The organism is Sphingobacterium sp. T2, from assembly GCF_000814685.1.
GTDB classification, from domain to species: Bacteria; Bacteroidota; Bacteroidia; order Sphingobacteriales; family Sphingobacteriaceae; genus Sphingobacterium; species Sphingobacterium thermophilum.
On the sequence record NZ_JXAC01000015.1, the window covers coordinates 1 to 13,586 of the forward strand.

Consider the following 13,586-nt stretch of genomic DNA (forward strand, 5'->3'; position numbering starts at 1 on the left):
GGACTAATCACATTCTTATTCTGCTTCTTTCCGKMTTACCCACTACCTCTTCAATCAGTTATTCCCCAGATCGGGGTCAGGCTCGAAGGAATATCTTTTTTGGCTGGTTCGGCATTGACCTCTACAGCTAGAGGCTGATAACCCACATAGGATATGAAGAGGCTATCATTGGCCTGTTCTAATTCCAACGAAAAAAAACCGTAAGTGTTTGTCCGTACAGCCCTATAATTGGACTTTACTTGTAAGGTGGCACCTATCAGCACCTCTCCGGAAGAAGCATCCTTCACATAGCCGCTGATGGAAATTTTATCCTGAGCGAAAGCCTGCAAAACAAAAGAAAAGAAAATAAGAAATGTACTCAGTCGCAACATATAGGTGTTTATGGTAATCTAAAATACTGATCAAAGAACGCCATTTGGTAGATGATAGACTGAGCCCAATAGTCCCAATTATGCTTACCCGGCATATTCAGATACGTATGTTCTATATTCAAATAAGTAAGTTTTCTATGCAACTCTTCATTTACTTGGAAAAAGAAATCCTCATATCCACAGTCTATAAAAATTTTCAGGCTATTCGGTTTGATAAGATGCAAGGATTCCATCACGGTGTGCACATCCCACTTCTGCTTGTTGTCCGAGTATTCTCCCAAACGTTTGGCTATTTCCCATTTGTGCGGGAAAGGGCGGAAATCCACGCCTCCTGCTGTGCTGCCTACAGCACCATAGATATCCTGATGACGTATAGCCAGATATAAGGCGCCATGTCCCCCCATACTTAGACCGGTGATGGCTCTTCCCGAACGATGGGTGCAAACCTTGTAGTTCGACTCTATGTGAGCTATAAGCTCCTTGGTCACGAAAGTTTCGTATTGGTATTCTGATGAGGTATCCCAATACCAGCTTCCTACACCACCGTCAGGACATACAACCATATAATTATATTGATCTACCAAATTTTTGATGTGAGGTACTTTTAGTATCCAATTTGAATAATTGCCACCATACCCATGCAATAAGTATAAAGTAGGGATAGCTTTATCCGAAGAATTCTCTGGTCTTATAACAACTACCTGAATCTTTTTGTTCATGCTTGGCGATTGCACCTGAATAGTATCTACCGTAGCAGCTGATACTGCTGCAGACACAATTACAAAAAAAGGCGAAAAGTACTGATTTCAGTTTTTTCATAGTTCGTTAATAATGGTATTTGTAAATAAAAGCATCTAATCCAAAAGGTCTTTCCGATACAGTATAATAAACTCTTTGATCCAAATCAAAACAGATAGCTTCCCCCTGTGGTTCTACCTTATACGGCATCTGCTTAGGCTTTCTCTTCAAGGTTTCTGTCAGTTTCTCTCCTTCTTTTCTTTCCCAGTAGTACACAGTAGTAAGATTCTTGATGAGAATATGCTTTCCATCTTTCGAAATGTCGGCAGCAGTTGTAAACGTAAAAGGTAATGTCAGCAGAGGATGCAGTTCAATAACTTCATCTCCCTTCTTTTCCTCTAAAAGAAGAAAAAGAAAAAACCGTAAGACTCAAAATCACGTTTCGAAACAAGATATACCCTATTATCTAAAGGTCGATAAAAACAGCTTCACAATCACGTCTTTTATCTGCATATTTAATCTGGATATGTCTCTCCAAATTTACCGTTATCTCTTTATGTGTGTTATCTATCTTCGGTTCTTTTATCAAATATAAAGATAAAATTTCCCTGTTGCGAAGATTATTACCTATATCAGCTAGAAGGAGATAATTTTCGTTTTTATAGCTTACACGCCCAATATCTTCTACATCTATAGGTCTAATGCCTTTGATTGTCACTTTCTGAAGGAGATTGCCTAAAGAGTCGATTCTATAGATATAGGGACCGTCACCACTGTCATTATGAACCCAAAAGTAACCTCTTTCATAACTGTAAGGAACTATCCCCGAAATTTCTGTGATACTGGAATGGGTGATTTTCCCTAAGCGCATAAACTCCTGAGCATAGCTCGCCGAAAGTGATAACAGCAGCATTATGCTAACGACCAAAGTCTTATACAATAAGTCAACTCTTTTCTTCATATTATAATACTTCGACTATGGTATTATCTTCTGCTGGATGAGATACGCATATCAGGCATTTGCCATTTGCCACCTCACGATCTGTCAGCACTTCGTTATAGTCCATTTTTACGCTACCCTGCACAACCTGCGACACACAGGTGCTACACATGCCCGACTTGCACGAGTAAGGTAACTTAAGATGATGCTTAAGACCTACATTCAAAATAGTCTCATTACTTGGAACTACCAGATGATGATTTTCTCCATTAAAGCGTAAAACCACATTATAGTCTACCACTTCTTCCACCACTTCTTCATGTTCGTCATCATCCTCTTCTTCTTCAGGAAAGTAGAAAGTTTCCTTACGGACATTTTCCTCAGGAAAGCCCATTCCCAACAAGGTGTAGCGGACCAAATCCATATAAAACAGTGGACCACAAGTATAAAACAAAGTCTCTGTCGTTTGATTTGTAAGGTGTTGCTTGACTATGGCGATAAGATATTCACGGTTAAGATGAGCTTTTGCCAGATTTTTGGAGTCAGACCAGATAAACTCTATAAATAATCTATCCGAATAACGCTGCTGCCATTCCAAAAGTTCTTCATAAAATACTGTCCTTGCTTTAGATCCATTACTGTACACCAACACAACCTTGGACTTACGCTCTTCTACCAAAGCAGTTTTCAGAATAGAATATAAAGGGGTAATGCCTACTCCTGCAGCAAATAAAAATACGGTCCTCTCTACCTCCGGTTCTGTATCGTAGGTAAACTGCCCTAAGGGTTCAAGCACTTGTATGATATCTCCTACCTCCAACCGATGGTGGAGCAGGCGTGAGATCTCGCCATTATCCACACGTTTGACGGTAATTTCCAGCGGCTCATCCAATGCCGGGGAGCTGCTAAAAGAATAAGATCTTCTTACCTCACGGTCTCCAAATTGAAAATGTAAAGTCAGAAATTGCCCGGCCTTATAGGGTGGATAACTTCGCGATAAATCTTCGAAACGGATGCTTATAACGTCGTTCGGATGTCTGATGATCTCCGATACCTTAAAATCATACATGAGGCTAAAGATAACAATAAATTGCTACTGCATAAAAAATCCCGACCTGTGGGCCGGGATTTTACAAAATATTAACTATAATTTGTAAGACTATAACTTACGTTTTACTTCTACTTGTTCGTATACTTCTATGATATCACCAACTTTGATATCATTAAAACGGTCGATGTTTAGACCACATTCATACCCTTGTGTAACCTCTTTCACGTCGTCTTTGAAGCGCTTCAAAGAAGCCAGTTTACCGGTATGGATCACCACTCCATCACGGATTACACGAATATCGTTGTTACGTGCGATCTTACCGCTGGTAACCATACATCCTGCAACGGTACCCACTTTAGAGATTTTGAAGGTTTCGCGGATTTCCACTTCACCCACAACTTTCTCTTCATATTTAGGTGCCAACATTCCTTCCATTGCGGACTTGATTTCTTCAATAGCATCGTAGATAATCGAATACAAGCGCACATCGATCTGCTCTTGCTCGGCCAACTTACGTGCCCCCTGTGTAGGACGTACTTGGAAACCAATGATAATAGCATCAGAAGCTGAAGCCAATAAGACGTCGGACTCCGAAATAGCACCTACCGACTTATGGATAATATTCACTTGGATTTCATCGGTAGAAAGTTTCAACAAGGCATCCGACAACGCTTCGATAGAACCGTCCACGTCACCCTTAACGATGATGTTAAGCTCTTTGAAGTTTCCAATCGCCAGACGACGACCGATCTCATCCAATGTGATATGTTTAGTAGCACGCATGCCTTGCTCACGCTGCAGCTGCAAGCGTTTGTTTGCCACCTGACGTGCTTCCGATTCACTTTCCATTACGTAAAGCTTATCTCCCGCTGTCGGTGCTCCCGACATACCCAAGATTTGGACAGGAACCGAAGGACCGGCTTCCTTCACACGTTCTCCTCTTTCGTTGATCAAAGCTTTTACCTTTCCTGAATATGGCCCTGCCAAAATAGGATCACCTACACGTAATGTACCTCCTTGTACCAGCACTGTGGTCACAATACCGCGACCTTTATCCAACGCTGATTCGATGACAGAACCTACGCCACGTTTCTTAGGATCCGCCTTAAGATCCAACAACTCAGCTTCCAACAACACTTTTTCCAATAGCAGATCTACGTTTTCACCCGTCTTAGCAGAAATTTCTTGGGTTTGGTATTTACCACCCCATTCTTCTACCAAGATGTTCATATTTGCCAACTGTTCACGAATTCTGTCTGAGTTAGCTCCCGGCTTATCGATTTTTGTGAAGGCAAATACTATTGGAGATCCTGCAGCCTGAGCGTGGTTGATAGCCTCTATGGTCTGAGGCATCACCGCGTCATCCGCAGCGATAACGATAATAACGATATCCGTCACTTTAGCACCACGGGCACGCATCGCCGTGAAGGCCTCGTGACCCGGAGTATCCAAGAACGTAATCTTGCGACCATCGTCCAATGTTACCAAGTAAGCACCGATGTGCTGGGTAATCCCCCCTGCCTCACCTTTCGTTACGTTGGCTTTACGTATGTAGTCCAATAAAGAGGTCTTACCGTGGTCAACGTGTCCCATCACTGTAACAATAGGAGCACGAGGAACAAGGTTTTCTTCTTTATCAGGTTCTTCCAATTCTGCAACCTGCTCGTCCTCAGGTTTGATGAATTCTACTTGATAGCCGAACTCATCAGCAACGATGGTAAGTGTTTCGGCATCCAAACGTTGGTTGATCGAAACGAACATACCCAAACTCATACAGGTAGAGATTACCTGTGTTACAGGAACATCCATCAGGTTGGCCAACTCGTTGGCAGTAACGAACTCCGTTACACGCAACACCTTTGCCAACTTTTCTTGTTCCAATGCAGCCTCTTCCGCTGAGTGTGCTATATCATCACGTTTCTGGCGGCGAAGCTTAGCACGTTGTGCAAACTTACTTGACTTACCGGCACCACTCAGGCGGGCCAATGTAGCCTTGATTTGCTCTTGGATTTCTTTTTCTGAGAGTTCCTCTTTTACAGGCTCATTTTTATGACCTTTACCCTTGTGGTCAAATTTACCTTTGCCTGCAGGGCGGTTCTTACCTCCTGCCTGCTGGTTTGAACGATTATCTCCCTGCTTTCCTCCCTGCTTGTTAGGGCCACCGTGATGACCTTGTTCCGTAGCAGAAACAGGTGTTCCAGGTTTATTTCGTACGTTTACGTTTACGTTTGTTTGCCTGATTTACATTAGATGATGACGCTACAGGCTTTTCTTTAGGCTTGAAAACAGGCAATTCTATCTTACCTACCACCTTAGGTCCTTCTAACTTCTCAGAACGGGCACGAATGACATCGCCCGTATGCTGTTCTTCGGCAGAAAGCTCTTTCTTAGGTTCTGCCTTTTCAATATTTTCCACTTTAGCGTTAGGCTGTTCTACTGCTTTCTCTTCTTTTTTAGGTTCTTCTTTTGGAGCTACAGCCTCTTTTTTCACTTCTTCCTGAGCAGGAGCTTCCGTCTTAGGTTGAATTTCCTCTTCCGGTTCTGCCTTTGTTACCGCCTTTGGAGTTTCAACGACAGGTTTTGCGGGTTCGACCTTAGGCTCTTCCGCTTTCGCTGCCGGTTGAGTTTTTTCCTCAGCACCTTTAGGTTCGACCTTCTCTTCTACCTTTTTCTTAGGCTTGTTTAAAGCGTCCAAATCAATTTTTCCTACCACTTTTAAAGAGCCGGTATGCGACTCTTCCTTATCTTCAGACTTCACAAACGGTGCTGGTGGAGGAGTCAAAGGCGTTTTGATTAGGATTTCATTTTCTGCATCCTCATTTTTAGAGTTAGATGACCCATGTGGACCAGCCGATGTAGCCGTCGAAGGTGCCTCATCACGACGGATTTTGCCAATAATTATCTGTTTAGCTTCATCTTTTGCGATTTTGTCTCCTTGGAATTTACGCAAAAGAACATCGTACATCTCAGTAGATATCTTGGTATTAGGCTTTGCTTCAACCTCAAAACCATTTTCCTTTAAATATTCTACTGCTGTACCAATCCCAATGTTGAGCTCTTTTGCTGCTTTGAGTAAGTTTATGCTTTTACCTTCTGTCATCTAATGTTAACCTCTAAAAATTTTGTTCTTTACAAAAATATGATTTTTTCGTTCGCTTTAACAAAAATTTACATTTTAATATGCAATAAATTTAGCGGCTGAGTCCTATTCGAACTCAGCAGCCAATATGCGAAGAATCTCTGCAATAGTATCTTCTTCCAAGTCTGTGCGGCGTACCAACTCTTCTTGTGACAAAGCTAATACTGCTTTGGCGCTGTCCAAACCTACACGTTTCAATTCGTCAATAATCCAGCCATCGATTTCATCTGCGAATTCTTCGATGTCCACGTCCTCTTCGTATTCGTCACTTTCGCGATAAACGTCGATTTCATAACCGGTAAGCTTGCCTGCCAATTTGATGTTGTGACCGCCACGGCCGATAGCCAATGACACTTGGTCCGGTTTCAAGTATACCGAAGCTCTTTTGTTTTCTTCGTCGATCTTGATAGACGAAATACGTGCAGGACTCAAGGCACGAGTGATATACAACGACGCGTTGGTTGTGTAGTTGATCACGTCGATATTTTCATTGCGTAGCTCGCGTACTATACCATGGATACGTGATCCTTTCATCCCTACACATGCTCCTACCGGATCGATACGGTCGTCGTAGGACTCTACCGCAACTTTAGCACGTTCTCCCGGCTCACGGACAATCTTCTTGATGGTGATCAATCCATCGAAGATTTCAGGTACTTCTAGTTCAAACAGACGCTGTAAGAATTCTGGTGCCGTACGTGAAATGATAATCTTTGGATTGCTGTTTATCATCTCTACCTTGTGCACTACCGCACGTATAGAATCTCCTTTTTTGAAGTAGTCAGCAGGTATCTGCTCTGATTTAGGCAACAACAATTCGTTACCGTCTTCATCCAGCACCAAAATCTCTTTTTTCCAGATTTGATATACCTCCCCAATCACCAACTCTCCTTCGCGGTCTTTGTATTTTTTGTAAACTTCATCTTTCTCTAGTTCCAAAATTTTTGAAACTAAAGTTTGACGAGCAGCTAGGATGGCACGACGTCCGAAGCTTTCTAGCGTGATAGGTTCGATATACTCATCCCCTACTTCTAAATCCGGATCATATTGACGTGCTTCGGCAAGTTCGATTTCCAAGTCATCATCTTCTGAAAATCCATCTTCCACCACCACACGCGTTCTCCAAATTTCTAAGTCTCCGTTATCTGGGTTTACGATGACGTCCACGTTTTCGTCGGTACCGAAACGTTTACGTATCATACTACGAAATACTTCTTCAAGTACTGTAATTACCGTAGGACGGTCAATATTTTTGAACTCTTTAAACTCCTGAAAAGAGTCAATCAAATTAATATTGCTGCTCATTTTATTTAAATGAAATTAATACTCTTGTTTCCTTTATTTGATTGAAAGGCAATGCTGTCTCTTGTAGATAGGCTTTCTTGCCTTTTTCTTTTACTTTCTCTTCGATTACTATCTGCGACTCATCAGCGGAAAGAAGCTTACCTTCCTTTTTGTCGCCGTTAGTTAATTTAACCCTTACTTCACGTCCTGTATTTTTGATATATTGACGTAGAAGCAGTAGCGGCGAATCTATCCCTGGTGAGGAAACCTCTAAGCGGTAGGCATGGTCTATCACATTTTCTTCTTCCAGATAGTAGCCCACATGTCTGCTCACGCTTACACAGTCATCAATCGAAACGCCATTGTCACCATCCAACAGAATCGACAAGGTGTTATTCTTCTGCATGGTGATGCTGACAATAAATAAATCCGGTCTGTCGGCAATTTTCTCTTCGACTAACTCTCGAACACGTTTTTCAATTTGCATAAATTTTCAAAAATGAACTAAAAAAGGGGGCAATACAATGCCCCCTTTCCTTTCTGTTAGTGCAAATATACACAATTATTTCTTGTGCAAAAAATTTTGCGCTTTATTTTTTCGTTTCCACAACAGACTTGATGGTTTTCTGCATTTCGGCCATCATAGCGGTTAGCGACTCTATAGTAGGTTCAGGACTTGGCTCTGGAAATTCGGTAGAGATATAGCTTTGGCCTTCCATACTTCAAGAATGTCGCAGAGGCCACCCAGTACGGCTCATAAATTTTATTGTCAGACACCAGCTTCAATCCTTTATCCTCCCGGTATTTCTGACCTATACGCTTGTAAACGATACCTTCCTCCTTCGAAATGATAACATAGGTTTGATCAGGTTTGATATCATGCCAGTTCTCTACGTATTCGCCGATGATGATGGAGCCACTAGGCAGAGGCAACATAGAGTCTCCCTTGATTTCAAAAGCACGATACGTACCTTGATTAAATATAGGTAAAGAAAATTTAGGAAGCTCTCGTACATATTCCGGGTCACCATATCCGTTGAGGTATCCGGCGCTAGCCTTCACAGGCACTAGCTCTATATTTTCCCTATCCTCTTTATCTACGGTGATAGAAAGCACTCTCAAATTGGAAGCAGCACCTTTGGCTGTAGGTTTCCATTTATCATCTATCTGTTCGTTTACCAATTCATCCATCGTCAAACCATAATACTCAGCTATTTTTTTTAGCAAATCATATTTTGGCTCGGCGCGATCTTCTTCATAAGCACCTACGGAAGCCCTCTTAATTCCCATAATATCAGCAAATTGTTGCTGGGTCAGATTATGTTTCTTACGTAGATACTTGAGATTTGATGCGATGTTTGACATAATATTTTTTCAAAATTATTTTTAAATACTAAAATTATTAGTAATATTGTGCCAATAAAATTAGTAAAGATTATTCGCAACCCCAAATAAATTAGCAAATATTATGAAAAAATGCTTTGTTTACATTACGACAGACGCCAACAGAATATATTTGGAAGCAGGATATTGTGAAGATTTAGCATTGAAACTATTCGAACTGCAGGAGGCAGCGCGTCATACGTCTCTTCTGGGGCCTAAGTTTACGCGTATTATCCATGTGGAAGAATACGATAGCATGGAGCAGGCTGAGAAAAGAACGCAAGAGCTCAACAGCTATACACATATGCAAAAGGAACGTCTTATCCGACGTTATAATCCCAACTGGTTAGGTATACACACCTTTCAGGGAAGCATAAAAACAAAAGCTGCTGTTTGCGCTTAATGACAAACAACAGCTTTTGACAACCTTAACCTAATCGCAACTTCTACAATTTAGACTACCATCCCGGCGCAAAGTTTAATCCAAAAGTACCAAATTTAGACTTTGTCTTTTGGAAAGGTATGGCGTAGTAAGGTTCTAATATCATGGCGCCAAAGAGATTCACACGAAGTGAGACACCGGCACTATACACCGGTCGGAAATCTTTTGTTCCGCTTTGGTTCGGCGTAGCATTGTAGTATTGCACTTTATCCCATGCCACACCTCCATCCACGAAGAAGTTTAGATCCGAGAACAAAAGTCCTGATTTTATTACCGCCAGCTTTTCCGGTCCTGTAAAAGGAATACGTATTTCGAAATTCGCCACGGCCATCTTAGCTCCCGACAGCTGTTCAAAACCTACATTTCCTGTCACATCTACATTTCCACTTTCATAACCACGGATTAAATATGGATAACCGATATACAACGGATATAAAGCTTTACTATCATTGCCCACACGCATATACGAATAGAAGCGTGCCGCAAGAGTTACCGGATTATAGCGATTATATTTTCTCAAATCAATATTTATGGCGGAAAAGTTATAATCACCGAAGTACTGTTCAGCTCCAATACGGTAGCGGAAACCTTGCAGAGGAGCAGTAAGACCGAACACAGCATTATCGCCCACGAAGCCGGCATTCACCTGCTGGATAACAAAAGGATCAAGGTTACCAAAGCCTAGCTGCGATGCTTCCTCGTTCGATATCTTTTGTCTGTCACCATAGCCATAATATGATTGTCTCCATTTATCCACGCGATAGCCATAGCGCGCTATTGCACCCCCCACCTCAAAACGATGACTTCGATTGAATGGATATGCCACAAAGGCTTCAGCCTGTGTTTGAAAAGAACGGATGATATAAGTACTTACAGCCGGCTCATTTCCATATCCGAAATCCTCATATCCATATACCGAAAACCCCGTCATATACGGAATATGAGAGATCGCTCCCCCCCAGTTCCATCGGCTACGCTGATTAATATAAGCTACCTGTCCACCGAAATCATAAATCTCACCGTTGATATTTAGTGCAGCAAATATTTGATTGTACCCCAAAATATCGGAAAACTGTCCTTGCACACCCGAGCTGATACCTGCACCATAGCGTGAACCTACTGACATACCTATCCCTGCATTTGCAAGATAGTCAAGCTTAAACTTCGGAGAATATGGGATATTGGTGATTTGTTCATCAGAAATACGTTCAAAAACATTGAAATTCATCAAATTTCTATTCACCACATTTACACCTCGATCAATATTAGGAGGCAAAATGGCGGCAGTCATATCCACATACTGAGGGTCTACCCTTTCCGGTGTAAACTCCGATAGTTTTGCTTTATAGATGTCGTATGCTTTTTTCTTAAAGAAAGAATAAACGATTTCATCGTTATCAGAAATAGAAATTGCAGGGGAATATTCCGTTATGCCGGAAATACCTGTAAAATAGTCTGTCATACGCTCTACCGTTGCTGACGAAAGGTTATAGCGGTACAGGTTGCGGAAGCCATCGGCATTTGACAGGAAATAAATATCTTCTCCGTTGGCCGCAAAATGAGGGTTCAGATTATTTGCTCCTGGGAATACATCGATATTAACGATTTTGCCTGTAGCTACTTCATACAAAGCTAGGTTCATTGGAATATCTACTGAGCGGCTGTCACCCTGTAAAGCTACACGGTCCGTACTAAAGACTATATATTTACCATCCTTAGAATAGTTAGGCTGATAGTCCGAGTAAGGGTCATTTGTGAGCTGCTTTAGTTCCTTCGTCTTAATATTATAGGTGTAGAGGTCAGACTGTCCTTCCACCAGACCGGAGAACACTACAGTCTCTCCATCGGGAGCCCATGCTATGTTGGCAAATTCTACAATATCGCCCATAGCTTCTACCAACACCGGGTTGCCTGTCTCTACATCCACAATCATCAGCTTATTTTTGCCTTGAGAAAAGACCGAAAAGGCAAACTTTCGGGAGTCGGGTGAGAAGGAACCTGCAGATTCCAAAAAGCTGAATTCGTCTATATCTTTATTGGTAAGCTTACTTCCCAACTTACGGATACGCTTACCTGTACTAGCATCGGCCAGATAAAGGTCTATGCTGAAGAGGTCCTGTTCTGACAGATATACGACATATTTGCCGTTGGGCGATATACTTGGCGACACATTCATACTACCAGCATTACGGGCATTGATAAGGTTTATCCCTATAGGTCTTGTAGTGGTATCCTTACCGAGGTTACGGTAGGCCTGCTCTATGCTGTTGCGCCACAAGGTGGACATGGTCTGCGCATCATAACCAAACACACGGCGCATAGCAAACTCATACCCATATTTTGCGGTTTCGTAAAACAACGGCATGATGACAGTATCTCCATATGTAGAGCCTATGAAAGACCAAAAGGCCTGTCCATAGCGATAAGGAAAATAGTCGTACGACTGCTCGGTCATCTGCTTCAGAGAAGGAATATCCTTATGCAGATAGGCATCTCGTAGCCACATCGCCGTAAAAGCATCTTTTTTTCCTATGGAAAAATACTCGGCCATCCCTTCAATCATCCACAAGGGAATGTTTCCTATGTTTTCCAGTCGGGTAGAGTCATTACCTTCCATGATGACACGGTATTGGAAAGCGTGCACCATCTCGTGTCCCAAGACATGTCGTGTTTGCTGGTTGATCTGCATCAAAGGCATGACTACACGCTGCTTGAACGCTTCCGTAACCCCACCTGTTCCTACCGAAATCTCACCGTTAATGGCTGTAGTCTGCTGGAATTCCGGATGGTTATTATAAAGTATAATTGGATTTTTACGGATAAAAGTATCCTGAAACACCTGTTGGTGCATATCATACCATACCTCTGCCTCTTTAGCGAGCCAACGCATCACCGAGTCATTTTTCAGGTAATAGTAGATATTGAAATGAGGGGTGTCATACACCTTAAAATTCAGCTTCTTATAGCGCATCTTATTTTGACCAAAATATTGGGCTGTAGCGCTACCCGTCATGAACAGCACCAGCAGAAGTGCAAATAACATTTTGGTCAAGCTGCGATTCTTATAGCAACTCATAATTAATCAGTTATGTAGGGTTAAACAGCTTTCTTTTTATTGTGTTTGAGTCGTATGTTCTTCTTCTTGTGTTTCTTCGTTTTGCTGCAGCTCTGGATCTATTTCCAAATCTTCACCTTCCTCTACCTGAGTAGAATCCGGCTCCTGCGGCTGATAAATATGTCGAGGTGTTTCACATTGGTAAGGCTTCTTAATTTCTACGGTAGGCTCCGGGAACTTACCAAAAGTGACCCCCAATTCAGGATGTTTGTATACCTCCTCCATAAACATGGCAAATATTGGAAGTGCTGTTCTCGATCCTTCTCCCGAGGCTGAGTTACGGAAGTGGATACTTTGCTCGTCACAGCCTACCCACACGCCAGCGACCAAATCTTTTGTCACTCCCATATACCAGGCATCCACATAGTCTGATGATGTTCCGGTCTTACCTCCTATTTGGTTGTTGTTTCTAAACAGATCCCACTCCCAAAGGGCCTGCGAAGTACCTCTCGGTTCTTCTATGGTTCCACGCAACATATAGGTCATCAACCATGCATTCTCCGGACTTATCACCTGTTTATGTTCAGTCTCGAAAGAAGCGATAATATTACCTTCTTGATCTACAATCTTGCTTACCAGTATAGGCTCGGTAGTTTTACCGGCATTCATGAAGGTACAATACGCTTTCACCATCTCGTATACCGATACATCGTTCGGTCCCAAACCTACGGAAGGCACTGCCTGCAGCTTACTTTCAATACCACATTTGTGCGCAATCTCTACCACCTTCTCAGGCCCTACAACTTCTGTTACCTGGGCCGTGATGGTGTTTAGCGAGCGCGCCATAGCGTGGCGCAGCGACATTTCCTGATACGACACCGACCAATCTGCATTTTTAGGTTCCCATGTTTCGAGGCCATCTTTACCCATAAACTCTATTTTCACGGGCTTATCGACGAACTTGTCGCAAGGGCTCATGCCGGACTCCAATGCCGCCAGATAAGCAAAAGGTTTGAAGGTAGAGCCTGCCTGTCTTTTAGCCTGATTCACATGATCAAACTTAAAGAAATGATGGTTGATACCTCCTACCCACACCTTGATCTCTCCAGAGTACGGATTCATCGCCATCATACCTGTATTCAGCATCATGACATAATGCTTCAGCGAATCCATATGTAGTTTA

The 13,586-nt window shown here is 42.3% G+C and carries 10 protein-coding genes and 2 pseudogenes; 1 reads left to right on the forward strand and 11 read right to left on the reverse strand.

What is annotated here, in order from left to right:
* Window positions 1-50: 50 nt before the first annotated feature.
* The 9 genes and pseudogenes from SD31_RS01450 to SD31_RS01490 all read right to left on the reverse strand — a co-directional run bounded on the left by SD31_RS01450 (window position 51) and on the right by SD31_RS01490 (window position 8,888).
* The gene (locus SD31_RS01450) at window positions 51-371 is read right to left on the reverse strand and encodes a carboxypeptidase-like regulatory domain-containing protein (protein WP_039052846.1); all 321 of its coding nucleotides are present in this window, start codon (window positions 369-371) and stop codon (window positions 51-53) included.
* 8 nt (window positions 372-379) lie between these two features.
* Window positions 380-1,147, reverse strand: a complete 768-nt coding sequence (locus SD31_RS01455; protein ID WP_231561036.1) for an alpha/beta hydrolase — start codon at window positions 1,145-1,147, stop codon at window positions 380-382.
* A gap of 49 nt (window positions 1,148-1,196) precedes the next feature.
* Window positions 1,197-1,385: a hypothetical protein gene (locus SD31_RS01460; RefSeq protein WP_039052848.1), complete on the reverse strand. Its 189-nt coding sequence runs from the start codon at window positions 1,383-1,385 to the stop codon at window positions 1,197-1,199.
* 190 nt (window positions 1,386-1,575) lie between these two features.
* Window positions 1,576-2,070 carry a hypothetical protein gene (locus SD31_RS01465; RefSeq protein WP_156138142.1) on the reverse strand — a complete coding sequence of 165 codons (495 nt, stop codon included), beginning with the start codon at window positions 2,068-2,070 and terminating at the stop codon, window positions 1,576-1,578.
* 1 nt (window position 2,071) lies between these two features.
* Window positions 2,072-3,118 carry a ferredoxin--NADP reductase gene (locus tag SD31_RS01470; protein ID WP_039052850.1) on the reverse strand — a complete coding sequence of 349 codons (1,047 nt, stop codon included), beginning with the start codon at window positions 3,116-3,118 and terminating at the stop codon, window positions 2,072-2,074.
* Window positions 3,119-3,208: 90 nt separating this feature from the next.
* Window positions 3,209-6,200: pseudogene (infB, locus tag SD31_RS01475) on the reverse strand (translation initiation factor IF-2).
* 105 nt (window positions 6,201-6,305) lie between these two features.
* A complete protein-coding gene (gene nusA, locus SD31_RS01480) occupies window positions 6,306-7,544 on the reverse strand; it encodes a transcription termination factor NusA (RefSeq protein WP_039052851.1) in 1,239 nt (412 codons plus the stop codon).
* Window position 7,545: 1 nt separating this feature from the next.
* The gene (gene rimP / locus SD31_RS01485; protein ID WP_039052852.1) at window positions 7,546-8,010 is read right to left on the reverse strand and encodes a ribosome assembly cofactor RimP; all 465 of its coding nucleotides are present in this window, start codon (window positions 8,008-8,010) and stop codon (window positions 7,546-7,548) included.
* Window positions 8,011-8,113: 103 nt separating this feature from the next.
* Window positions 8,114-8,888: pseudogene (locus tag SD31_RS01490) on the reverse strand (XRE family transcriptional regulator).
* A gap of 103 nt (window positions 8,889-8,991) precedes the next feature.
* Here SD31_RS01490 and SD31_RS01495 point away from each other — a divergent pair.
* A complete protein-coding gene (locus SD31_RS01495) occupies window positions 8,992-9,309 on the forward strand; it encodes a hypothetical protein (protein WP_052258527.1) in 318 nt (105 codons plus the stop codon).
* A 55-nt stretch (window positions 9,310-9,364) separates the two neighbouring features.
* Here the strand turns inward: SD31_RS01495 and SD31_RS01500 are convergent, their stop codons facing one another.
* Together SD31_RS01500 and SD31_RS01505 are read right to left on the reverse strand one after the other, a co-directional pair.
* A complete protein-coding gene (locus SD31_RS01500) occupies window positions 9,365-12,391 on the reverse strand; it encodes a DPP IV N-terminal domain-containing protein (protein WP_052258528.1) in 3,027 nt (1,008 codons plus the stop codon).
* A 69-nt stretch (window positions 12,392-12,460) separates the two neighbouring features.
* Window positions 12,461-13,586: transglycosylase domain-containing protein (locus SD31_RS01505; protein WP_039052855.1), on the reverse strand; the 1,126-nt coding region annotated here is incomplete at its 5' end.

Coding starts and splice junctions, on each gene's coding strand:
- SD31_RS01450 (WP_039052846.1), bottom strand. CDS start 371: ATGTTGCGACTGAGTACATTTCTTATTTTCTTTTCTTTTGTTTTGCAG.
- SD31_RS01465 (WP_156138142.1), bottom strand. CDS start 2,070: ATGAAGAAAAGAGTTGACTTATTGTATAAGACTTTGGTCGTTAGCATA.
- SD31_RS01470 (WP_039052850.1), bottom strand. CDS start 3,118: ATGTATGATTTTAAGGTATCGGAGATCATCAGACATCCGAACGACGTT.
- nusA (WP_039052851.1), bottom strand. CDS start 7,544: ATGAGCAGCAATATTAATTTGATTGACTCTTTTCAGGAGTTTAAAGAG.
- rimP (WP_039052852.1), bottom strand. CDS start 8,010: ATGCAAATTGAAAAACGTGTTCGAGAGTTAGTCGAAGAGAAAATTGCC.
- SD31_RS01495 (WP_052258527.1), top strand. CDS start 8,992: ATGAAAAAATGCTTTGTTTACATTACGACAGACGCCAACAGAATATAT.
- SD31_RS01500 (WP_052258528.1), bottom strand. CDS start 12,391: ATGTTATTTGCACTTCTGCTGGTGCTGTTCATGACGGGTAGCGCTACA.